This window comes from Rhodanobacter sp. A1T4, assembly GCF_014207185.1.
Classification (GTDB): Bacteria; Pseudomonadota; Gammaproteobacteria; order Xanthomonadales; family Rhodanobacteraceae; genus Rhodanobacter.
The window spans coordinates 1-22,129 of record NZ_JACHCP010000016.1; the positions used below are offsets into that span (position 1 = coordinate 1).

General features: G+C 59.4%; 14 protein-coding genes and 2 pseudogenes. 2 read left to right on the forward strand and 14 right to left on the reverse strand.

Annotated features, from left to right (window positions below; genetic code table 11):
• Nucleotides 1-119: 119 nt before the first annotated feature.
• On the reverse strand, nt 120-785 hold the full coding sequence (locus HDE80_RS21635) for a hypothetical protein (RefSeq protein ID WP_184674360.1): 666 nt from the start codon (nt 783-785) through the stop codon (nt 120-122).
• 78 nt (nt 786-863) lie between these two features.
• Complete coding sequence (locus HDE80_RS21640) at nt 864-1,292, reverse strand: hypothetical protein (protein WP_184674362.1); 429 nt, start codon at nt 1,290-1,292, stop codon at nt 864-866.
• A 147-nt stretch (nt 1,293-1,439) separates the two neighbouring features.
• Here HDE80_RS21640 and HDE80_RS21645 point away from each other — a divergent pair, with 147 nt between their 5' ends.
• On the forward strand, nt 1,440-1,838 hold the full coding sequence (locus HDE80_RS21645) for a hypothetical protein (RefSeq protein WP_184674364.1): 399 nt from the start codon (nt 1,440-1,442) through the stop codon (nt 1,836-1,838).
• A 159-nt stretch (nt 1,839-1,997) separates the two neighbouring features.
• Here the strand turns inward: HDE80_RS21645 and HDE80_RS21650 are convergent, their stop codons facing one another.
• Both HDE80_RS21650 and HDE80_RS21655 read right to left on the reverse strand, forming a co-directional pair.
• Nucleotides 1,998-2,774: an HNH endonuclease signature motif containing protein gene (locus HDE80_RS21650; protein WP_184674366.1), complete on the reverse strand. Its 777-nt coding sequence runs from the start codon at nt 2,772-2,774 to the stop codon at nt 1,998-2,000.
• Nucleotides 2,775-2,829: 55 nt separating this feature from the next.
• Nucleotides 2,830-3,072, reverse strand: coding sequence for a hypothetical protein (locus HDE80_RS21655; protein ID WP_184674367.1), 243 nt, complete (start codon nt 3,070-3,072; stop codon nt 2,830-2,832).
• A 65-nt stretch (nt 3,073-3,137) separates the two neighbouring features.
• Between HDE80_RS21655 and HDE80_RS21660 the strand changes: the two genes are divergently transcribed.
• Entirely contained in the window at nt 3,138-3,296 is a 159-nt protein-coding gene (locus HDE80_RS21660) for a hypothetical protein (RefSeq protein WP_184674368.1), read from the forward strand.
• Nucleotides 3,297-5,140: 1,844 nt separating this feature from the next.
• Here HDE80_RS21660 and HDE80_RS21665 read toward each other — a convergent pair.
• From HDE80_RS21665 to HDE80_RS21710, 10 genes and pseudogenes are all read right to left on the reverse strand, one after another.
• Nucleotides 5,141-5,524 (reverse strand): hypothetical protein, encoded by a 384-nt coding sequence (locus HDE80_RS21665; protein WP_184674369.1) that lies wholly within the window; start codon nt 5,522-5,524, stop codon nt 5,141-5,143.
• Nucleotides 5,525-6,016: 492 nt separating this feature from the next.
• Nucleotides 6,017-6,460, reverse strand: a complete 444-nt coding sequence (locus tag HDE80_RS21670) for a phasin family protein (protein WP_184674370.1) — start codon at nt 6,458-6,460, stop codon at nt 6,017-6,019.
• Nucleotides 6,461-6,481: 21 nt separating this feature from the next.
• Nucleotides 6,482-10,039 (reverse strand): hypothetical protein, encoded by a 3,558-nt coding sequence (locus tag HDE80_RS21675; RefSeq protein WP_184674371.1) that lies wholly within the window; start codon nt 10,037-10,039, stop codon nt 6,482-6,484.
• An 8-nt stretch (nt 10,040-10,047) separates the two neighbouring features.
• Complete coding sequence (locus tag HDE80_RS21680; RefSeq protein ID WP_184674372.1) at nt 10,048-14,793, reverse strand: hypothetical protein; 4,746 nt, start codon at nt 14,791-14,793, stop codon at nt 10,048-10,050.
• Nucleotides 14,794-14,877: 84 nt separating this feature from the next.
• Entirely contained in the window at nt 14,878-16,314 is a 1,437-nt protein-coding gene (locus HDE80_RS21685) for a hypothetical protein (RefSeq protein ID WP_184674373.1), read from the reverse strand.
• 21 nt (nt 16,315-16,335) lie between these two features.
• Nucleotides 16,336-17,703: a hypothetical protein gene (locus HDE80_RS21690; protein ID WP_184674374.1), complete on the reverse strand. Its 1,368-nt coding sequence runs from the start codon at nt 17,701-17,703 to the stop codon at nt 16,336-16,338.
• A 62-nt stretch (nt 17,704-17,765) separates the two neighbouring features.
• Entirely contained in the window at nt 17,766-18,107 is a 342-nt protein-coding gene (locus tag HDE80_RS21695; RefSeq protein ID WP_184674376.1) for a hypothetical protein, read from the reverse strand.
• A gap of 10 nt (nt 18,108-18,117) precedes the next feature.
• Entirely contained in the window at nt 18,118-19,854 is a 1,737-nt protein-coding gene (locus HDE80_RS21700; protein ID WP_184674378.1) for a Stf0 family sulfotransferase, read from the reverse strand.
• Nucleotides 19,855-20,279: 425 nt separating this feature from the next.
• Nucleotides 20,280-20,411: pseudogene (locus tag HDE80_RS22410) on the reverse strand (BrnA antitoxin family protein); the annotation flags it as partial.
• 335 nt (nt 20,412-20,746) lie between these two features.
• A pseudogene (locus tag HDE80_RS21710) lies at nt 20,747-22,085 on the reverse strand (IS1182 family transposase); the annotation flags it as partial.
• Nucleotides 22,086-22,129: the final 44 nt, after the last annotated feature.

Sequence of the window (22,129 nt, forward strand, 5' to 3'; positions counted from 1 at the left end):
AATTGACTGGCTGCAGGCGCCGAGAGCAAGTGTGGATGCCACAAGTAAGCCCGTCAGTTTCATGCGACCCCTAACGCTTGAGTTAAGCGGCGGCGAAGCCGTCTGCCTTGAACGAGATGTTATGCCTCGACCGAGGGTGGGGTTGGAATGCCATCCACAAGGTCGCCTCTGCCAATAAATGCAGTGAAGCTAGTGCACATGAAATACATAAGATATTGAAGCAACTCGATCCCTTTAGCATGTCCGTCCGCCTGAACGGAGCCGCCAACGTGACTTAGTCCAGCTGCGTTATGAGTATTTGGCTTTGTTTGAGGTGTGATGTGGGTTGCCAACTCACAAAGTTGCGCGTAAAGATCGGTATTTACAATGAGAACCCCGTTGGCAGCAACAATGAGTTTGCGAACCTGTGAAGGGCCAAACCGCCGAATACGCTCATCATGACCGGCACTGACCCATTCATTGAATGTGTCATTGTCAAATGCGCATAGTGAAGCAAGATTTGCTAGCTCGCCCAAGCTGCGAAGCTGATTGAGCGCCTCGTCGTATAGGCCGATTTGAAGAAGTTCGTACGCAGCGTAACTGAGATTGAAAGCTCGACCGCTAAGATACTCGAACATATGGTCGCCACCGCGGCAACCGTCGGCGCAGGTGGAAATGTTATAGAGAATGCTTAGGTACTTGCCGACGCGATCGCGGTCGTCTGCATTAGAAAGAGCGTCATGCTTTGCCCGTATTGCGGTATGGGTTCGATCTAGACGATCCAACATGGCAATTCCATCGTTCATCGTCAGTCTGTCCTAGAGGCATAACGCTTGAGTTAAGCGGCGGCGGAGCCGTCCGCCTTGAACGAGATGTTAGGCGACTCACCGATCATCCGGTGTTGCCGCCGCGCGGAGCGTAGTGCGGATACTGATGCCTTGCTCGTGTAATTTGTTGGCAACTAGCGCCATGAGAAGTATTTTGTCCTTACCCCACCAAAACTCGAATGATGGAGCAACAACTCGCCCGTTCTTTGTCTTAAAGACTAGATTGCCACCGCCAATCTCGGATGCAGTGATTTCGCTCCAACTAACTTCGGACGTTTTGTGAGGTCGTCGGACTGTCAATCCATGAAGGTTGCCGGTCACATGCGCAGACATCAAAAGCAATGCGGCCCCAGAACTGCCAAATAAGGCGGTAAGGACGAAGACCACCATCCAGTTGCCCCATGCGGAAATCGCAATACCGAGAGATACGGCGAGAGCGAAAGCGCCGAACCAAAATAGAAATGGCGTCCTAACGGTGTACGTCATCAATCTGCCTAACGCTTAAGCTAAGCGGCCGCTGCCGCGATGTATGGCATGTTACCGCAGCCACTCCGTAGCGGTCCGCTTGAGCGAATAGTTAGGCATTGCTAGCATGCGCGTACTCCTGAGCAATGAACGCGGTGGAGATAAGACGTGACACGATATGTGATTGGGCTAGATGTGGCTCTCGTGCTGGCTGAGCAGAGGGCCAAGATTCCGGGGCACCACCGTCTCCTCGCACCGACGCTACTGCGTTCGCAGGTGCTCGCCCAACTATTCGCGGACGTTCAGCATGGCTTGGTGACTCGCAAGGAGGCGAACCAGCGCCTCGACTACCTGAGGGGTTTGCAGATTCGCTTGCTGGGCGACCGATCGTTGCAACAGGTTGCCTGGAAGCTTGCTGAGGAACTCGGCTGGAAAGATACATTCGCGGCCGAATACCTCGCATTGACCAAGCTACAAGCCGACGCGCTAGTGACACGCGATGTTGATTTGATGTGGGCAGCTGGGAAGTTGTTGACCCTCGCCTCGATAGACGATCTGCTTTCGTAGCTGAGATCAGCGTTCATGGTCTTTATGCCGCCTAACGCCTAAGCTAAGCGGCCGTGCGGGCCGCAATGCATGATTGCACCGGAAACTGCATCCCGCACGGTCCGCTTGAGCGCATAGTTAGACCCGCGTTGCCGAGCACTATTGTTGTTGATTCTTCGGTCAATTTGACGCGGCAAGATCGTTCTTTTGAACTGGCCGCATCCAATGCTTGTCAGCGTATTTTGCATGAACGTTCGGATGCTTCTTAATACAATATGCTTCGTCGAAGATTGCCAGAAAAAGTTGAACGATGTTTGCATCCGATACGTTTGCCATGCTGTCTCCAGCATCTCTCCGCTCTTGAGCCAACTCGGCAACAACCCCTCGAGAAAGAGAGAGCAGATTGTGCAGCGAGCGAATATTTGTGTGGCCCACGTCGAGAGCGTCGGCCACCAATATTGAAGTGGTGTCTTTTCCGCAGTGGACTAGACAGCCATACATGAATCTTAGATAGGCCTTAACAGAAACGTCTGTGATCGGCTCATTCAATAGTTCGGATGGCGCGGAGGCATCCGTAGCTTCCGATACGTCGGTTACAGCACTCGGGTCTATCGTGGCGGAAACGCGCGATATCATTTGCTCCATATCTGTTTTTGTTGGTAAGAGTTGAAGCATCTGATGAATCGTATCTATGCGACCAGCGTCTGCCGCGTACCGCGTTGCACATATCTCGAACCAAAAGTCACGAGCCTCACGAATGAACTTTCTTTTTGTGGGATTGGCTCCATACGTTTCGTGACAGCTTGGGCACAGTGGCGCGGCATTGTCTTCTGTGTCAGGGCCGCCATCTGCCTGAGGAATAATGTGGTGGATCTCAACGCCCACGCCTCTACACAGGCAGCAAGCAAAATGCGCCTTGCGCTTGATCGCCAATTTGGTGATTTCGAGGAAGGCCATAGAGTCTAACGCCTGAGTTAAGCGGCGCGCGGCACGCGTCCGCTTGGACGAGTAGTTAGACAGCCTCGCGGCTGCCGACTTTAGCCAACCTACTTGCACGGAAGGCAAGGAAGCCGAAGAGCGCGGAACAAGCAAATGCAACACACATGATCGTGCCCCAAAAGTTCAGGTTACGCAGAGCGCGCTCGCCAGTGAACAGGCTAGCAGCTTGTAAGACGCCAAGAGCAGAGTAAATCGCGGTAAGAATCATGAGAACGGATAATGCTGCGAATATTCTTTTCTTTGCCTGATAGCTCATTGGCTGCCTAACGCCTGAATTATGCCGAGCCGCGAAGCGGCTTCGGCTTGAATGAGTAGTTAGGCATGTTGCTCACCGTATGGGGCTGGCTGCAACTACCCACGTTTTGCCTTTTGCAAAGTAGTTGCTCCAATTGCAATGAAGGCCACGCCAATGCCACAAAAGGCCAACTGTTTGCCAAAAATGGCGGCGGCGAAAAACATGCAGCCACTCGCCAAAAATAGGTAGCCACTACGCTTAGCATTTTGACTATTAGACATGTTCTTCCTCGGTCGCTGTTACAGGCCTAACGCTGGAATTAAGCGGCGGCGGAGCCGTCCGCTTGGATGACTGGTTAGAGCACGCGCCACACGGCGTACACCCCGTAAGCTACGGACATGATGATGACAACACGTGCGAGCGCGCCCCAAGCAGGCTGAGATGCATTTGGCGCACAACGCCAGATGCTGACAGCCGAAAAAATTGACCACCCAACAATAATGACAGCACCAACCAAATTGAACCAAAGGCTGTCTTGGGGGTTATGCCAAAAGATCGTGCCGACGAGCGCAACCAGCAACATAGCGCAAAGCTGCCCAAGGCCCCCTATAAGCCAATACGCCTGCCATAACCGAGCGTGACCACTCCAACAGCGAAGAAAAAAGCTTCGATTCTTATCGGTTGCCATGAACTTCCCTGTGCGCTCTAACGCTGGAGTTAAGCGGCGGCGTAGCCGTCCGCCTTGAACGAATTGTTAGGCTGAAGGCGCCGCGTGCTCGTAGCGAAACGCATCAGGTTGTGTGGTTGCTGACGTGTCGACTAACGCACCAGCGTATTGGTTGTTGAAGTCAATATGGCCTGCACAAACAATCTTTGCATGCTCGGCGGTAGCGTTGACTAGAAGAACTTGAAACGCTGTTTGATGATGCGTATCGAAGCAAGCGAATGAGTCGCCAACCGCCAACTCGCCTGAGCGGACCTGCACAGTGAAATCGGAGCGATCCGCACTAGCCGACGAGCAGGACAAGATCTTAAAGACTGTCATGGATAAGGCCTAACTACTTAATAGACGGACCCGTGGGTCCGGTTATACATCTCTGATTACGTTCGGAAGTCCCGACGCAACGCCCTGATTCTTCTAGAGCTTATCCATGCTGGGTCCGGCTAACAACCGGACGCATAACAGGATCCACGTGGGTTGGCGCTATCACGTAATCTCACTCCCTTTCGGCCACACGGAGCAACCGATGACGGTCCACTTTTGATCGACTAGCGACCGCCTTGAACGAGTTGTTAGGCGCCACCCGAACTGCTCGGTGGGTGAGGCCCACCTGTTTCAAGCTTACTACTGCAATGCAGGCATCGATTGAAATAAGGCCAGGCAATGCCAAAAAACGAATCAGTGCCAGATAACTTGAGGCTATAGAAGCCACGGCACCGCGGACAACGCCAGAACAGCAAGTAGAGCGTGAGTAAGGCCTCGATTGCGGCAAGGAAATTTAGAAGAAGTGGCCGAATCGATGTATTGAGTAGAAGCATGATCAAGGCAAATAGAAGCGGCCACGCAATGCGAGCTATACGGAAATTTCTTGACTCTGTTCGCGTGATTGGTGGGGCCACTGCTATTGACGCCTAACGCTAGAGTTAAGCGGCGCCGGAGGCGTCCGCCTTGAACGAATTGTTAGGCAGCGGCTGCACGTGCCGCGAGCCAATTTGAGAAAGTGTTGAGACGGACCAAGAGTCCGGTTGTATTTTCGCAAGCTCCGGCTTCCGAGAACACGAATTGATTCGACGACTTCTCCATAACCTGTATGTCTAGGCAGCACGCACGATCCCAAACGGAGATGTCAACGAGAAATTCCGGAGACTCGTACCATGCTGATAGTTTGAAAACGGGCGACTCCGTAGTTTCTAGCTTGAGCTGCTTGAGACCGAGCTGGATATGCTTGGTGGCAAGCCATGCCGATACATAGTTTCTTGCACTAACGGAACTCGACGATTCAGTCATGCTGATTCCGATGCCTAACGCTTGAGTTAAGCGGCGGCGCAGCCGTCAGCCTTGAACGAATAGTTAGCAGCTCACGCGACACTATATTTGGCGAAATGAAATGCGAAAATTTGGACTTGTGACGCCAAGGATACGCAGAGCTTCAAGCATGTTTTTTCTGTGATGGTCAGCATCGTACTTGGTATCGATGTAGTACGCGCCAACTCTTTCCCAGTTGGCGTCAAGGTCTGGATACTCATGGCGCTTCTCACTATTGATGAGGTATTTGCCGCGCCCAGCATGATTTGCCACTGGAACTTTGTGCATGCACAAATGACCGTTCTCAAGTAGCCAGCGAAGAAACGCGATGGAAAGCTCCACCCAGCTTGAGACAGGAACCACATTCTCCTCGTCGCGGAACTCGCGGGGGTAAATGTGCTTGTCGAAGGTCAAACCATTCAGTTCTTTTGCGGTGTACGTGACCATGTTGGCTCCCCCCTTCGAAGCACGAACGATGCACTACTGCTAACGCTTATTAGACCCCATATCGGGGCATATGCACTGGATATTCAGCTTTAGTTCTTGCCCCGTCAAGGGGAAAAATCCCGGAGATAAACATTCGTTTACTCGATGAGGAAAGCGATCTTCGGAACAAGGATAGCCTTTGCTTATCTCGCTGATCGGAGCGATAAGTTTTATGACTCCGAGAACGAAGTAATAAACCGTATGGTTAGTGGTGGGTATCACGCAAGGCCTACGAGCACAACGCGGCCAGTAAGACACAGCTGGGCATAGAACCTGCCGCAAAGCGGCCGTTGGTGACCGGCTCAAATGGGTCGTTCCCGGACATTGGGCCAGATTCGGAATCCTGAGATTCATTGCTGGCGGGTGAATGGAAACTCTGCATTTGGACGGCCATGCGTTTGGACGGCTAACTGTAACGCGACAGAGCGGGCTTGTTCAGAGTTTTCCTGGCGCCTATTTGCTGCGATTTTGCAGAGCCAGAAAGTCCTGCAGCGACTTGCCTCGCTGTTCTAGGCGTTCGCTCATATGGCGTTGGGCGATGTCGAAGGCGTCGCTGTGGGCCTTGGTTGCGAGGTCGATCATGGTGCGGTTATTGGTTAGCCCGGTTTCCAGCGCCGTCTTGAACCGGTTCACCGCGTCCGGGCACTGGGGCGGCGGCAGGCTTGCTACTTGGCCGTTGGTCTGTGCGACCGTGTCAATGAGGGCGCGCTGCAATAGCTCGTGCTGACGCTGGAACACGCTGGCGGCCCCGTCGGTCAGGGCTTGGGTTGCCTGGGTAAGCGTGGCGAAGTTCTGTTGGTAGGCTTCTTTCAAGGTGTTCCCAGCGGCGGTGCTCAAGGTGTCGCTACCCGTTTGAGTAGCAGTCGCTGCAGGTTTGTCAGTTTTTTTCGTCGCCATGATGATGCTCCAATGGAGTTGCTAACAGATGGCCGGAATGACGACCAACGGCGACGTCCGCAAGATGCGGACATGGCCGAGGTCGCCGCCCAAGGGGTCTTCCAACTCGCCCAGATCCGGCAGGGTTTCCACCACGACCAGACTCAGCGGCGAGGTCGGCGGCAAGGCGAGCGATACCAGAATCGTCTCGATCAACGCGCGTTGCCAAGTCACCGCGGCCAGTCCGTTGGCGGTCACCGGGGCCAAGTCGCTGAGCTTGTCTTGCCGCCTGAGCCGGAGGCGATCGAGCAACACATTGCGCTGGGCTTGGCCGTCTGCCTGGGTTACCTGGGCGTAGAGCAAGGCCCACAGCTGGCTGCGCGGTGGGCTGGGCAACAGATTGCGACCGGTGAAAACAGGGGTTGCGAACGGTGCACTTACGGCCACGGTGGCCGGTTGGCTATTGACTACAGGCAACAGCACGGGCGCGGGATGCTGCACCCCGGCCACCCGCAGCGGTGGGCCGAAGCGGCCTTGGGCGGTTGACCAATTTTTGCTGTGCCCGGCGCGTAATTCGTAGACGAACATGCCGAACAGTTCCGGTGCATCGAGCGCCAGGCCAGTGGGAATCGGCAACATGTAATGCAGCGGCGAGCTGGACGGGATCAACGGCTGCATGGCGCCCAGTCCCGCGTGGTCGTCCGATTGACCGGGGACGATCAGGCGGGTTAGCTCCGGGTCGATGGGCAGTGCGGGCTCAGGCGGTGGCTCGACCCCGCCGGGATCGATGAAAGGGGCGCCGGTTAGCAGCTGATCGGGCGCATAGGCGAGCACGCGGGCAAAGTAGATGTCGTCTGGGTCCGCCACCGGTTCGGTGAACTCCAGCCACAGTGCGCGCTGACGTGGTGCGGTGGCGGAATAGTCCGGTTGGGCGTCGTAGGGCGACAGGGCGAGGCCGGCCGAAGCCAGTTGCGGCGTCTGGGTTGGCGGCGCAGCAATCGGCAGGGTCAACGGCAGCGATAGCGGCGCATCGAGCAAGGCCGGTGTCACCGCGAACACCGGCTCGATCTGGTAAGTCAGGTTTAGTTCTGCGGGGAAACTGCCTGCTGCCGGCTTGTAGTCGACCGCATCGAAGAACACCAGCGAAGCGTTGCTGCGATCCGGATTGGCCAGCGCGCTTATACCAACGGCGTCGGTCATATTGATGCTGCCGACCACCGTATTTGAGCTATCACGTATATCGAAGCGGATCGGGTTAAGCACGCCCCAGGTCCAGTCGCGTGCCAATTGCACGGTGATCACGATCAGCCAGTGCTGGGTCAGTTCACTCTTGGCACCGAAGGTAAGCGCGCCGTGTTCAGGCGAGAGCGAATGACGCAAGGCGGACGAGCAGCCAAATACCACGCGCTGGCCGGGCTGGCCCGAATAGGTAAGGCCGGTGAAGTTAAGGCCCAGCGCTTGGGCCAGGCGCTGGCTCAGGTCATAAGCAGTGGTTCCGCCTTGACCGGCGACGGCTAGCGCAGCGGTCACATTGCTGGTCTGCACCGGGTCGGGCTGCAACAAGATGCCGCGAATGAGATTGGCCTCGATGTCGGGGGCGAACAGGCTCCGTTCGTCGGTTGGGTTGGCGCCAGTCAGAATTTCCACCGCCTGGCCGAACATGGCGTCCGTCGAGCCCCAGTAAAGCAACTGCGGGTCCGCCGTCGCGGCTGCACGCAGTACCAAGCGGATGTTGCGAAAACGCGGCAGCAGCAGCGGCCCGGTATCTGGCTGCGGTGGCAGCGAGGTGATGTCCGGGATGTCCTGGAAAGCGATGTCCAACTCCAGCGACGCGGTGGGGTCGGTTGGGAACGCGCGGGTGGTGGTGTAGAGCAGCGCAAAGGGCGATGGGTCTTGGTCGGAAACCAGTTGGGCCGCATCGCCGGCCAGCTGCATCACTTGGACTTCGATCGACAGCAACGCAGCATCCGGATCGGGCAGGCCTGCTTCACGGCCTTGCGCTTGCGCGTTTGGCAAATCCGCCACCAGGGCCGCGGCCACGTTAGCCACGCCGGCATAGGCCACCGCCGGATAGTTCAATAGTGGACGTCCAATTTGATAGCTGGTCTGCGGGTTCGACGGCGTAGTGGTCAGGTCGAGATCGGGCGTGAGCACGTTTTTGAACGGCACATAGCGGCGAAACGGCAAGGTGGCGATGGGCGCCGGGCCGGGGTTGATCGCCTCGTCGGTAACGGCAGGGCCGCCGCGCGAAAGGTCGGTCAGGCGTACGCGCACGTCGTAACTGCGGCCATACAGCAACGGCACGGCGTCGGCAGCGACGGCGGTATATTGCTGCGGGACCGCTGGCGTGCCGTGCAGTTGTGCGGCGAGCGGATCGGGCAACACGATGGAGCCGCCGCGCCAGTGGCTGAAGTATGGCGGCAACCACCAGTCTTGCGGTTGGCTTGGATCAAGCCGCACCGGCATCGATTCCACGCTCAGCTCGCCCTGGAATGTGCCAAGTTCGGTGGACCCCAGCGCCAGGCTTGCGGTCACTTGGCACATGGAATTCCAGGCCGTGTTGCCATGGGCGCGCACATCGATCCGGTAGCCGGCGACCGCGAACGGCGCATCGACTGCGGTGGAATCCATCTGCTGGTTGTACCAAATGGTGATCTGCTCGTCGTCCCAGCCCAGTTGCATGCCGAAATCACCTGAAGGTGGCAGGCCGTTGGATGACGAGTCGTACATGGCGGCACGATCGGGCTGGGCACCGTGCACGATCTTTACGAAGCCATCGTCGTAGTCTTCGGCCTCGGTGAAGGCGCCGTCATACGAGCCGGTCGGCGGCATCGAAGAAACCGGGAACAGCACCGCCGCAAATAGCGGTCTAGGTGTCGATGTCAACGGCGGTATGCGCGCGGCGTAAAGCTGCAACAGGCTGGGATTAACCGCCAGCTGAGGCTGGAAGTCGCTGCTTGGGGCCAGGCCTACATAAAGCCAGCCACCGTTGGCGAACGTGGTGGGGTCGGGCAGAACCACCGTGGTTTCGTAGAGCAGGCCCAGCGCCTTGGCCAGCAACGGCTGGCGCATCGTAAAACCAATCACCCGGCCCCAACTGACGGTGCTGGGCGGAGGCGGCTGCGGAGTGTTAATCGGCAAGGTTTTGAGCAGGCAGCTGTAGCTGTCGTTGGTCAGCGCGAACGGGGTGCGTGGGCGGTCGAAATCAAATGCGTTGCGATAACTCTCAGGCAGAAACTTTTGCACGCTGTAGCCCACCCGCCGGGGCGGCTTGCCCGGTGGATCGGGTGCGATATTGAACTGCGCGGCCAACTGCTGGAACAGGCCGCGCGCACCGGTCGGTGGCGTGATGGTCAGCGGAATTTGCGCGGTTACCGCCGCAGGCGCGGGCAGGGCGTCCAGTGAGGGAATCAGCGCAGCGACGAAACTGAGGTTGGCGTCGGCAAAAGCTGGAGAGTCGGGTGCGGGTGCGACGCCGGTCAGCAAGGCGGACGTTGGATCACCCTGCGGCATTACCAGGATGCGCAGCGTGATCTGCGTGCCATCCCAGCTTTGAGGAAAGGCTTGCAGGCTGAGACGGTAGTTGGGGTTGGTCGTCATGGCCGATCTCAGATGGACTGGGTGTATTGGAAGGTGAGGTCGAACGCGATATCGAGGAACCAGCAGATCGTGATATCGACGGATACATCGAAAGTCGCTTGCACCGATTTGGGGTTGGTGACCGCCACCAAGCCAGTGGCCGTCGCGGAGAATGTGAGCGCCAGCAGCCCGTTGAGAATCGAGCCGGTTACCGAAATGGTCAGCCCGCAGCCGATCGCCACGCTGGTCGACGCGCCCATGCCGATCACCAGCATGAAGGAGAACGACACCGAGCCTTCCACCTTCAGCACGTTGGGCACGATGTTGCCGCCGATGGAGGCGATCACCCCGATCTGGAAGCTCAACGTTTCGCTCTGCGGTGCGGTGCCCGCCGGGAAATACACCTGGATGCCGAAGCCGAGCAGCCCGCCGGCGAAGATCGGCGGGAACACCGCCCATTGCATGTTGCCGTTGATGGTGAACGAGAACATCCAGCGCGAAGTAGATGAAAACAGGTTGCCCGCCGAGCTGGCGGTGTTGCCAAAGCCGACCTTCAAGCCGACTGACATTTTCCAGGTCGGCGTCTGCATCAGCGGCGTTAGCGCGGGGATCAGCGGCGACGGCAGGCTGAAGCCCAGGTTCGCATTCATCTTGTAGATGGTGGAACTGGTCGAACCGCCGTTGGCGAACGACATCGCCAGAGGATTGGGCAGGCCGAGCATGGTCAGGAATTCGATCAGCAACTCAAGCGGCTCCAACACCGAACCGAGTACCAGCTGGCCATTCTGTAGCGCGACGCCGTTGGTGCTGGAGGCTTTGAAATCCCCGACGCTGCGAATCAGGCCGTCGAAGGCACCCATGTCCAGCCGCACGTTGACGCCGGTAAGGCCCACCGACCACTCGCTGGAGTCGATGGCGACGGAAATCGCCGCTGGCGTGCCGTGCTGATCGGCATATTCCAGCGCGACGGTGCCGACGCTGGCGGTAGATAACGTGCGATCGGCGCGGCTCGGCGCAAAGGGTGTCGGCACATTGGCGAGAGTGAACGCGCCAGCGCCGTCGATCTGTAGGGCATAACTGTTGTTCGGAAAGGTGAGGCAACTGTCCTGACGCGGACAGATCGACGTGGCGCCCATCAGGGCGAAGCCATCAGCCAGCAACGGTATTTGATCGCTGCTGAACGCGCTGGTGCCGTGGGCGATTACCGGGCGGGGAAATAGCATGCGAGTGGAATCGGTCGCATGCATCAAGCAGTAATCCATCGACGGCGAGGTCGGTGTCCATAAATCGACCGGCTCGGCCAGCCGCAACGGTTCGGTGGTCGGCGAACCGCCGGCAGCACCTTGCTGGATCAGCGGCACGCCCAGGTCCGGATCAATTGGCGTGGGCTCGGAGACACTATCCGTGCGCGCCAACACACTCCAACTACCCGGTTGTGGCAGTACCACCGAGCCGCGCGCGGTGGCGGCGAATTCGTGGGTTTCGGCGGCGCCGGCGTGTGGCGCGTTGTCTACTTCCACGCGCGAAACGCGCATGGTCTGCGCGGTTCCTGCCAGGGCAATCACGCAGTCCACCGGCCCGCCCAAGGGGCCGCGCGCCGAGATCAGTTTGGCCAGCTGCGCGGGCGTGATCGGCGTATGCGCCGGTGCGGTCTGGATATAGCCGAACTGGCCGGTGCTGGGCACACGCCCGCCCGAGCCGCCACTGACCAAGCCCGTCATGGCGATATCGGCATCGAAATAGACACCGACCAGTTCCACCCCGCCGCCCGGCGAGTAGGTTTGCGAGGTGTCGCGAATTTCGCGGATGTTGTACGCACCGGTCACCACGCCTGGATGGGTTGTGCCGGGCCCACCGAACAAGCCCGGCGTTGCCGCCACCCAGCCGCTGTCGCTGCGGGAAATTTCGGCGTCGTCCTGGCGGTCGATGGTGATCGTACGCACCACGATCGCCCACCACGGCAGCAAGATGCTTTTGACCTGTACCACTTCGTGGTTGGTGCGCCCGACCATGATGTTGAACCGTGCTTGCACCACCGCTGGTGGCACCGCGTTCGGATCGGTCCAGGCGCTGAAGCTCGATGCGCCGTAACCGGAAAAGTCGATTCGCGTCACCGGCACGGCGGGGTCTACGCCGTCTGGTGCGAACTGGGAATTGAAAATCTCATCAACATCCGGCCCAAGCACGCTCAACTGCAGGCCGCCCGGCGCCGGTGGCGCGCGTGGATCGAGTAGCGGGTTGCCATCTTGATCGACCAGGTTGCGCAACTGCACGGCCGCGCCAGGTAGCGTGGGGCTGGCGAGCGTATTGAACACGTTGGACGGCGCGGTCAATGCGAGTTGGCGACCGCCAAGCATGTCGTTGGCGGCGAAGTTGGGACGCACCGGCTTCAGCCCCGGGTGTGGCAACGGGTAATGGCCGGTCTGTTGGGCTTGCAGCGTCGCCAGGGCGGTCATGCCGAATGGCAGCGTGAATCGCGCTGCTCCGGTTTTTCCGTGGGCGTAGGACAGCAGCACTTCGTCCAGCAACGGCGCCGGGGCGACAGGCACCAAGGTGACGTTGTTGATGCCAATCAACGTCGGGCCGCCGTCGTTGAGGAACCCGGCCGGTGATGGGAACGGGTTCGGCTCGACATTGGGGTTCTGCACGGTAACCAGCGGTTCCCATTGCACGGCTGGCGTGGTGAACACGCGCATGGTGCTGGCGGGGGCCACCAGGTCGAGGCCGGCGATGGAGATCTGGGTGGCCTCCGCCGTTGCGACCGCGCCAGCTGCGGTGGCCAAGGTTGTCGGATCATTATCTCGATACGAACCGACCACCGAGACGGCGACGCCGAGCTGATCCACATTGCTGGATACGTCCAGCATGAACAGCTGCGGATCACCGCCGCCTACCGCCGCGTTGAACTGCCGGTCCAGCGCGTTGAGCCATGCGGCATCCTGCTCGGCGGCATCCCCGCTGATGACAGGTGCAGGTGATGGCTCCAGCCCAGTGACGCGAAAGCTCGCCAGGCTGAGCGAGGCATCGCTGAAGCTCAGTACGGCGTGGGTGGTCGCCGTCCACAGCACTCTGGCCAACAGCATCGATGAGGCCGCATCACCGGCGCGACCGAGCGGCAGGAAATTGGCGGCATAGGGGTCCGGCAAAATCGGGAACAGCGTTTCCAGGCCGAAGGCCAGCAGCAGGCCGCCTGCCGTGATTTCCGCCGACGTAGCGCCGAAGGTGCCGGCGACCAACAGCAGCCCCGGTGGCGTGGTCACCATCAAGGCGTTCTTCAGCGCCAGCGCGATGGGCGTTTGGAGCGAGTCTGGCGCGGGTTCACCGAGCAGAATCACGCCGTTTCTGCTGGCCGTGGCGTAGAGGATAAGCAGCCCCGGCATATCCGGGCCTAGCCGACTTCCATCCGCCGCCACTGGCCGGTCGATATGCGCGGACAGTTCACCGCCGCACAGCACCATTTCGGTCTGCGTGACGCTGTCGTAGCTGTCGATGCTGGTGAAGTAGACGAGGGTGCTGTTGGGCAGGGCGAAGTCGATCGTGCTGCTGGCGGTGGAAGGCGAGGGTGCATTGGCCCAAAGCTTGAAGGTTCCGCACGCTCCACGTGGCCCCGTGGTGGCGCCAAGCACCGCCAGCACACCTGCGGCACCTTGCAGCGCAACGGCTGACAACGCGGTGGCCCCGTTCATGCCATCCCATTGCGCTTTGAGCCCGGTGCCAAGTAACAAGATAAGGAAGCCGCAGCCAGAAGCGGCGCCCAACTGTGCTGGTGTGGTGACAGCCACGGGCAAAGCCCAGGCGGCTTCTGCGGTCGGGGCGCTTCCTGCAAGGCTGAACATTGTTGACAGGCTGCTACCCACGGTAAAGCTGGCAACGCTGGGAAGGTACGGAATCAGCAGCTGGCTCAGTCCCGCCTCATAGGTGCAAGACCCGGCTTGCCATTGCAGCGGCGTGGTCGTGCCATAAGCGGTGAAATTTGCGTCCCCCGCTGCGGTGACCTGTGCGCTCGTTTCGGTGAAGACGAACGTCACCTCATTGGGCAGCTCGGCAACCACCGCGCCGCCGTCTGCGCCAACACCCGTTCCGCCGGTCGGGCCGTTCGTGGCGGCAGGTTGGACGGTAAGCGTCAGCGTAACCGTTTGCCCCACAGACACCGCGCCCGTAGTCGCAGTGCCAGCAGCCGAAAGCGTAAGCGTGCCGCCGTCGATCGCGAGGCCGACAAAACTGCTCGCTGGCGCGGTAGGCACCAGTAGCTGCGCGTTGATCCACAGGCTGCCTGCCGCCACCGTCAGTGAGGTTGGTGTGGGGCCGTTGGCCAGCGCGAGCGGCAGCGACATGACAGCCACTGAATTTCGCGAGACTAGCGTTTGCGCCACCGGCGGCACGATATCGAACCAATGCAGCGCGCCCAGCAAATCGGCGAAGGGGCCAATGACGTGGGCCTTCATGCCGTTGGTAGCGGCCGGCGTGAAGGCCGGGTTGCCGATCGGCGAAGCCGGCAGGCTGCGGCGCAACACCAGTGGCGAGGCGCCTACCAAAGGGTTGGCCTGGACCTGTGCCACGGCATCAGCGATCGCCGTAAGTTCGACAGGAGACGGAGCCGGCGTTGGCGCGGCGGGCAAGCCGGCAGCGGCCTGCGCACCATTGGCACCGTGTTGAGCAATGGCGTGGGCCAACGCTTCACGAACGGTTTGCAGGTCAAAGGCAGTGGTTTGGCCGGTGGGTGAAAGTCCGGAGGTCAGCCAGGCGATCTGGGCCAAGGTGGATGATGTATTCATGGCGTGCGCCTCACCGCGCCCGAACCGGCGCTAGCCGGTCTGCGTCGTCTGTGCTGGACATGGGGGCGGTCATCGCACGGCTCCTCATAAGAAGATCACCAGAATCAGAAGGTCGGCAGCCTCAAACTCCACGCCCACTTCCGCGGCCACCACGCCGCCTTCCACCAGCTCGGTTCCGGTAACAACCGCCTCGGTGCCTTCCACTACCTCTGCCGTGTCGACCGCGGCAGTGGCGTCTCCAGCCAGCGACGTACCATCGGCGGCATAACCGTTCTCGGCGAGGAAGTCGGTACCAGCTTGGCTGTTTGCCCCAATCGGGTTGGTTTCCAGCTGCGAGGCGACCCCATCATTTTGGATAAACGAACCTTCACCGAATTCGGCGTCCATCTCCGCATTCACATCGGCATTGGGGTTGGCGTAATCGCCGGGATCGTTGCTGTAATCGCTAAGGTGATCGTTCTCAAAATGCGAAGCCGGATCGTTGAGATAGGAGTTTTCCGGGTTGATCGGGTCGTTCTGAATCGACGGCACATCGGAAGAATCAACCGGGCTGATCGCGCCGGGCTCGCCGGTGAACTTGGCATAGCTCTGGCCTGATTCCCATGCATCAGAAATCTCCGTCGCGGTATCCGGCGTGATGTTGTCCATCGTGGCCGTGGCTCTTGGCGAATACGTGCCGGACTGAACCGATTCGCTGAAGTCCTCAAACGCGTTGACCTTGGCGTCGTATCGCGCCGATGCAATGGCCTCGTCGGACGCCTCGAAATCGTAAGTGGATACGTCGGATTTCAAATACTCGTTCCACTCCGCCAGTTCTTCCGGCGACATGGTGGAAGGGTCGACGGCGCCGCCCATGGCCGCGCCCGCACCCAGGCCAGTGGCGTCCGAACCGCCGCTGGAAGCTGTATCCACGGCACTGCTCTCGAACGGAGTGCCGCTGGGTTCGCCGGTAAAGCTGGCGTTTGGTTCGGTTGGTGTGCTGTCCGGCGGCGCAACGCTCACCTGTCCGGTGTAGGGGTTCGCACTTTGCCCGCCGGTATAGGGATCAACCGCGGCCGCTCCGGTATAAGGGTCGACGGTGCTGACATCGGCGCTGCTTGAGGTGGGGCCAGCCGCCGATGCCTCGGGATCAAGCTGCTCACACACCAGCTGATCCGAGGTGGGATCGCTGACGGGCGGCTCACTGTTGGAGGGGTCGACCTGCGAGGTATTTGACGCGGGTGGCGCTACCGAAACCGGCGCCGTATCCGTAGCAACCGATGTCGCCGGTGGCGGTGCGGCAGACACCGGTGCAGGCGCGACGCTGACATTGGGCGTGCCTGGGCTGACCTGCGGTGGCGAGGTGCTTACCGGAGGGCCGGTGCTAACCGGCGGCGTCGGTGGTGGTGGCGTCGGCGCTGGCGGTGGTGTTGGAGCAGGTGGTGGTGTCGGGGCAGGCGGCGGCGTCGGTGCGGGCGGCGGAGTTGGGGCCGGCGGCGCAGGCGTAGGAGACGGCGGTGGTACCGGAGGCGGGGCGCCCATAACAGGTTTTCGCTCCCGGCCTTAAGCGATGGTTGCTGAAGTGCTGTCGTAGTCGAAGCTGTAGTGCAACGGCAAAATTGGATTTCCCCCGCCGTCGAGATTGTTGCACTTGACGACTACTTCCCAGCGGTCATCGTTGCCCTGATTTCCGCGTGCAGCAACCACCTGTCCTGAAATAACCGTCGGTGGCGTGCCGGTTGCACTGAAGAGCGTGGTGGTTACCGTGACGGTGTTGCTCAGCGTGATCATGCCGCGATACACCAGGATGCCGACGAGATAAATCTCCTGGTTGTTCTCGACCCGCACCACCGCCTCGCCCGCGCTCACGCGATCGCCCGGATTTTTGTAGCGGCCGGTAACCACGCCGGGGATCGGCGACAGCAGCAGAGTGCTCAAGTAGGACACTTGCAGGCGTTTGACGTCCAGGTCGATTGAGCTCAATTCGTTCTGGAACACCTTCTCCAGGTTCGGCAGGTTCTGCGCGTACATGTACTGCGAAAACTGTTCGTCCATCAGGCTGATCTGCGCGCGATGGTTCTGCGCCGAATTTTCCAGATTCGGCACGCGGTAGCCGTAGTCGGTGTTCACGCCCGACTGCAACTGCTTGGCCTCGCCCTTGCTGTCGGCGCGCCCGATGCTGACGCCGTACTGGGCTTGAAAGCCGCTGCCAAATGAAGATGCCAACGAGGACGCGGTAGCAACCCCAAACGAAACGTCGTCCGAAATGGTGTTGGTCACGCCACCCGATGCAATATCAACGGCGATATCGGTCGCAATATTGTCGGTGAACGTATTGGAGGTACCGTTCTGCGAACCGGTGTTGGTGGATTGGTTGAAGCCATCGTTGACGGTGGTCGAACAGGTTTCGCTGACGCTGTCGGTGGTGGAGCGAATTTCCGCCGTGGTCGACTTGACCACCGCCAGTCGCCCATCGGCGAAGTAGGCCGCATAGAGCAGATCGGTCTGGTTCTGCGAAATAGTGCTGAGCGCCGTCAACCGTTGCGGTTTGGAATTGAGCGTGCCCGGATCGTAGTAGGCCCGGGTCTGGGCGATTACGGCGGTCTGATTGGCGTACTTGCCGTAGAAACTGTTCTCCCGTGCGGCCACCGCCTTGTCGAGCACCGCTTTGGCCGGTTCGGCGCGCAACGCGCAGAGCGTGGAAGCGGTAACACCGGGGTCGGCCCCGATACCTGCGGAGTCAAACTTGAGCCGCGCCGGCATGCCGAGCACGGTCGTACCAAGGTTGCCGTAGAAGGTCGGGAAATCGAAGGGCGTTACCGTGTCGCCAAGTTCGACTGAACTGCTGCCCATCACACCGCCAACCTCAAAGCACAGGTTCGCCCATTGCGACGGCTTGACTCTCAGGTTCTGAATTTTTGCTGCAGCCATGACTATCTCCGCGGCGTATCGTCGACATACAGATATTTTTCAACCGAAGCTGACCGGCGCGGTTAGCGCACCGTGCAACTCACCATGGATTCCAGCGTGCAACTGGCAAACACCGCACAGATGTCCTGAATCGGGATGGTCAGGCACTGCCCGGCGTTAAGCGTGCCAAACGTGTTGCGCGTGCCGTTGGCCAGTTGGGTGCCGATCGTGATCTGCTCGCCAAACAGATCGTTGTGGATATGCAGCAGCAGCGGCTTATCAAAACTGAGATTCTGGGTGATGCCGTCAGAGCCCCACAAAAACACCGTTGCGCGCACTCGCAGCCGATATTCGCGGCGATCATGGACATGTACGCGGTGCTCGACCTGAGAGGTTCTGGGCGAAGCTGATGTCTGAACTGGCATGGTCTATTTCCTACCAATCGAAAGTGTTGGGGAAGACAAAGTTGGTGAAGGAGACCATCGCGCTGGTCTCAAGCGAGCGGACCTGATGCCACCAGCCGACAGGCATAAACAGCACCTCGCCGGGCTCAAGCACCACCTCTTGCACGTTCGCGTGGCGAAACAGCGGCCAGTGATAGAAGTCCGGATGTTCGCAATCTACTTCGCTGAAATAGGTGGCGTAGTGATAGACAAACGACCACTGCTTCGCCGGCACGATCTTGAAGCGCTTGCGTCCGAACACCTGCGCCATAAACACATTGCAGGGATCGTGGTGCAATGGCGTCATTGACCCGGCCGGCCCAAACCACAGGAAGGTATGGCCGAGCCGCTTTGCCAGGTCCAGGTATTCGGTAAAGGGGGGCGCCTCGCCAAGCAAGGCTTCGGTGCCGGGATGACGGAAGAAATCGTTATTGGCAGTCAGGTAATAGTCATTGCTCGCTCCGCCATCGAACACCTGATCGACGTAGTCAGCGAAGCGAATCTCGCGACGGTGGCGATGGATGTTGGTTTCATAGCTCGGGTCGGTGGCGCGACCAGCCATGATTTCCACTTGCGCGTCGCCGGCGCATCGCTTGAAATGCTCGCGCGACCATAGCCGTATAGCCGGCCAATCGTCGGTAAGCCCGCGCATGATCACCGGTCGATTGGCCGCGTAATACCGCTCCAGAAATTCGTTGCGTGATAGCGCCGATCGCCGTTCCACGGTCGAGGTGGCCGGGGCGAGCGCAGCCAGCTGTTGTAGCGCGCTTTGCAGGCGGTCGGCCTTGCCCGAAGTGGTGGATCGCACTTGCGTGCGGTTCGCTTCGGCCTCACGAGATTGCTCGTACAGCGGGCTGGAAAGCACAGGTGTAACAGCGGTGTCGGCGTCAGCACTATCGTCGGGAAAAGCCAGTTTGAAAGCCTGGTATTGAGCTAGCCACGCTTCGGTTTGCGGGTTCGACTGTTGTTTCAGGCGAGGTGTGCCAACCGCCGTAGCGTCAGCGCCCGGAATGCGTAGCCATTGCAGCACTCGCGCGATCTGCCCTGCATAATCCGCTGCCAAATCCTCGTAAACGACCACCAGCGGTTCGATGTCATGGCGCTGGAAATAATCCTGCCAACTTCGCTCGTTAGCTTCCAGCACCCGTTCCAGCTTCCAAATGGCTGGGCCATCGAACGGTGGGTCCTCAAGCGCAGCCGCCGGCCGCGCCACGCCATCAATCCGCCACCATTCACCCGACTGGCACGCGCGAAAATAGGAAAGCGCCTGGCGGGCTTTGTCGCGTCGCGTGAGCCAAATATGGCGTGGATGCCTCAACACCGTCGATATCAATTCAAACGCGGATAGCCCACGGTATTCCTCAAGCCGCCCCAGCTTCTCGGGCAACTCGGCGAATTGATAGTAGTGAAGCTTGGCGCCGAACACGCCATTGGGCGTAGTGGCGGCAGCCCGCACGTGCTGCAGATAGATGCGGTAGGCCGCTTCGGGTGTGGTGCTCAGTTGCTCAGCAGGGATGCGCGCGTCTTCTTCCAGTACGTTGAACCACTCGCGCGGATTTCCTGCCAGACCGCTCGCCGTCAAACCCTCGCTCAACAGCCAGCTGCCAGAGCGGGGATTGGTGCAGATAATGTAGGACGAGATCGGGCTATTCGATCGCAGCGGACTCGACATATCAATGCCGCGCTGTGCGAGCCGTTCCGCCAGGTCGAGCGATGGTCGAGATGACATAAGAACAACAACCTTTTCAGTTATTGCACATGGCCGATCACGCCGACGACTCTGCGAAGAGTCGGGTTCTTTCACTCTATTAATGTCTTGCAACACGCCCTTGCAGATCGTTCACCGCACGAATTACGATCCGCCCATACCCCAACCGAGTCAGTTGCGAAATTTAAGCAACCTATCTCCGAGCGGCGGAATCTATACCCTCGAGAGTTATATGGCGATGAATTTTTAGTGAATATCGCCTAGATAACGGAGAGGGAAGGTTGCTCTGGCGTATATGTGATCGCCGTGTCGTGCCGCGGTTTTCGGCTTGATGGATCAGCGCCATAGGATGCTCCTTCTGGGTGCGACGCGGTTTCAGGCTTCGTGCAGTTCTTGGCGCAACACCTCACGCAGCTTACGCACCGTGAGCGGGCGTCCTCGGTGTTCATGGCAGCGCGCAACGTGTCGTTGATGAACGTCTGATAGTTGCCGCCACCCTGCACCTGCGCACGAAACCATGCCAACACGTCCGCATCAAGCCCGATCGTGATGCGTTCCTTACCCTTGTTCTCCGCCATCAAGGCGTGCGGCTGGTTTGCTGCAGACGAAGTCGTGGCACTCTCGTAGTTGGGCCGTCGCCTCGCGTCTCGATCTGCGTGTCCGCTTTGGGTGGCGGTCTCAACCGGTCAATGCAACACATTGATAAAGCCGTTCGGCCGGTATTTCGAAGTTAAGTGCTTGCCGCCATGAAACAGCAGGGGCTGATCGACAGCCAACATCCTGTCATGGCCCAACACGTTCTCCCAGCAGGATGCGGTCATGCTTGTGCTGAGCCATCCACGAAATGCTCTCGGCGGCAAGAAGAGGTCGATTGAGGGATGGCAACTTCAATCGTCGCGCAATGGATCCAGGATTTGGCCATTCGCCGCAAATTCTGGACTATGGCTGCCATCAGAAACTCATCATGCGCACCCTGCAGACCTCGCAGGCGCAATCGGTCCAGCCGCAAGATGCGTTTGAGGTGAGCAAACAAGATCTCGACCTTTTTGCGTTCGCAGCGTGACCGCAGATATTGCGGCGTCGTGGCAATCTTGCGTGCGACCTCGCGTGCATGCTCATGGATGCTGCGCGCGATCTTGCGCATCGGGGTGTTCGGACAGCATTGCTCTTTCAGTGAGCAGTCTGGGCAGTCATGCTCGCTGGCGCGATAGATGATCGTGTCGGCCTTGGTCACCCCGGTGCGCGGCACCTTGAAGGCGCGCCAGTTCGAGCGAAGCTCCTTGCCGCCAGGGCAGTCATAGGAGTTGTCCTGCTCGTTCCATGCAAACTCAGTCCGGGAGAACGTACCATCGGAGCGCTCTGATTTATCCCACACCGGCACGTGCGGTTCGATTCCTTTCTGTTCGACCAACCATTCCAGCATGGTGGCAGAGCCATAGGCCGTATCGCCAATCAGCCGCTCGGGCTTCATGCCCATGCGCACTTCAGTGCGCTCCAGCATGGTACGTGTGGCGTTTACTTCCGCCGTGCGATGCGCGGGACTCGCTTCCACATCCACGATCACACCTGCCTTGGTGTCGATCAGGTAATTGGTGGAGTAGGCGAAAAATGCCGGGCCGCCTGGCGCGGCGGTCCACTGCGAGGCCGGATCGCTCAGCGACACATTCTTCGGTGGGGTGCGTTCCTCCGCCGCCGCGTCCAACGCTTCAAGGTACTCGCGCACAGGTCGGGTGAGCGGCGGCGTCTTATTCCAGTGCGCCTCCGCGCCCGGCACCCCACGCTGACGGCTGGCGTCAGCCTTGATCACGCTGGCGTCCGTCGCGAATCCCTCGCAGCCGACCAGTCCCTCGCTCACACAACGTGAAAGCACCTGTTCGAACACGAACCGCAGTGTGTCGTTGTCGCGAAACCGGCCGTGCCGATTCTTCGAAAACGTCGAGTGATCCGGGATCGGATCTTCCAGGCCCAGCCGGCAAAACCAACGATACGCAAGGTTGAGGTGTACTTCCTCGCACAACCAGGGTTCCGAGCGAATCCCGAAGCAATAGCCCACGATCAGCATTCGGATCAACAGCGCAGGGTCGATCGATGGACGGCCGGTATGGCTGTAGTGCGCGGACAAATGCGCATGCAATTCGCTCAGATCGAGGAACTGATCAATACCGCGAAGCAGATGGTCAACGGGAACGTGATCGTCAAGGTTGAAGGCGTAAAACCAAGGACGCTTGTGCAGCCAGCTGACGTCCCATCATCGCGAAAATTCCGCTCGGTCGATGGATGATCAGTCCATCACTTT

What these genes read in the sequence shown, in the direction of transcription:
- HDE80_RS21635 (WP_184674360.1), bottom strand. Translation starts at nt 785, where the DNA reads ATGAACGATGGAATTGCCATGTTGGATCGTCTAGATCGAACCCATACC.
- HDE80_RS21640 (WP_184674362.1), bottom strand. Translation starts at nt 1,292, where the DNA reads ATGACGTACACCGTTAGGACGCCATTTCTATTTTGGTTCGGCGCTTTC.
- HDE80_RS21650 (WP_184674366.1), bottom strand. Translation starts at nt 2,774, where the DNA reads ATGGCCTTCCTCGAAATCACCAAATTGGCGATCAAGCGCAAGGCGCAT.
- HDE80_RS21655 (WP_184674367.1), bottom strand. Translation starts at nt 3,072, where the DNA reads ATGAGCTATCAGGCAAAGAAAAGAATATTCGCAGCATTATCCGTTCTC.
- HDE80_RS21660 (WP_184674368.1), top strand. Translation starts at nt 3,138, where the DNA reads ATGTTGCTCACCGTATGGGGCTGGCTGCAACTACCCACGTTTTGCCTT.
- HDE80_RS21665 (WP_184674369.1), bottom strand. Translation starts at nt 5,524, where the DNA reads ATGGTCACGTACACCGCAAAAGAACTGAATGGTTTGACCTTCGACAAG.
- HDE80_RS21670 (WP_184674370.1), bottom strand. Translation starts at nt 6,460, where the DNA reads ATGGCGACGAAAAAAACTGACAAACCTGCAGCGACTGCTACTCAAACG.
- HDE80_RS21675 (WP_184674371.1), bottom strand. Translation starts at nt 10,039, where the DNA reads ATGACGACCAACCCCAACTACCGTCTCAGCCTGCAAGCCTTTCCTCAA.
- HDE80_RS21680 (WP_184674372.1), bottom strand. Translation starts at nt 14,793, where the DNA reads ATGAATACATCATCCACCTTGGCCCAGATCGCCTGGCTGACCTCCGGA.
- HDE80_RS21685 (WP_184674373.1), bottom strand. Translation starts at nt 16,314, where the DNA reads ATGGGCGCCCCGCCTCCGGTACCACCGCCGTCTCCTACGCCTGCGCCG.
- HDE80_RS21690 (WP_184674374.1), bottom strand. Translation starts at nt 17,703, where the DNA reads ATGGCTGCAGCAAAAATTCAGAACCTGAGAGTCAAGCCGTCGCAATGG.
- HDE80_RS21695 (WP_184674376.1), bottom strand. Translation starts at nt 18,107, where the DNA reads ATGCCAGTTCAGACATCAGCTTCGCCCAGAACCTCTCAGGTCGAGCAC.
- HDE80_RS21700 (WP_184674378.1), bottom strand. Translation starts at nt 19,854, where the DNA reads ATGTCATCTCGACCATCGCTCGACCTGGCGGAACGGCTCGCACAGCGC.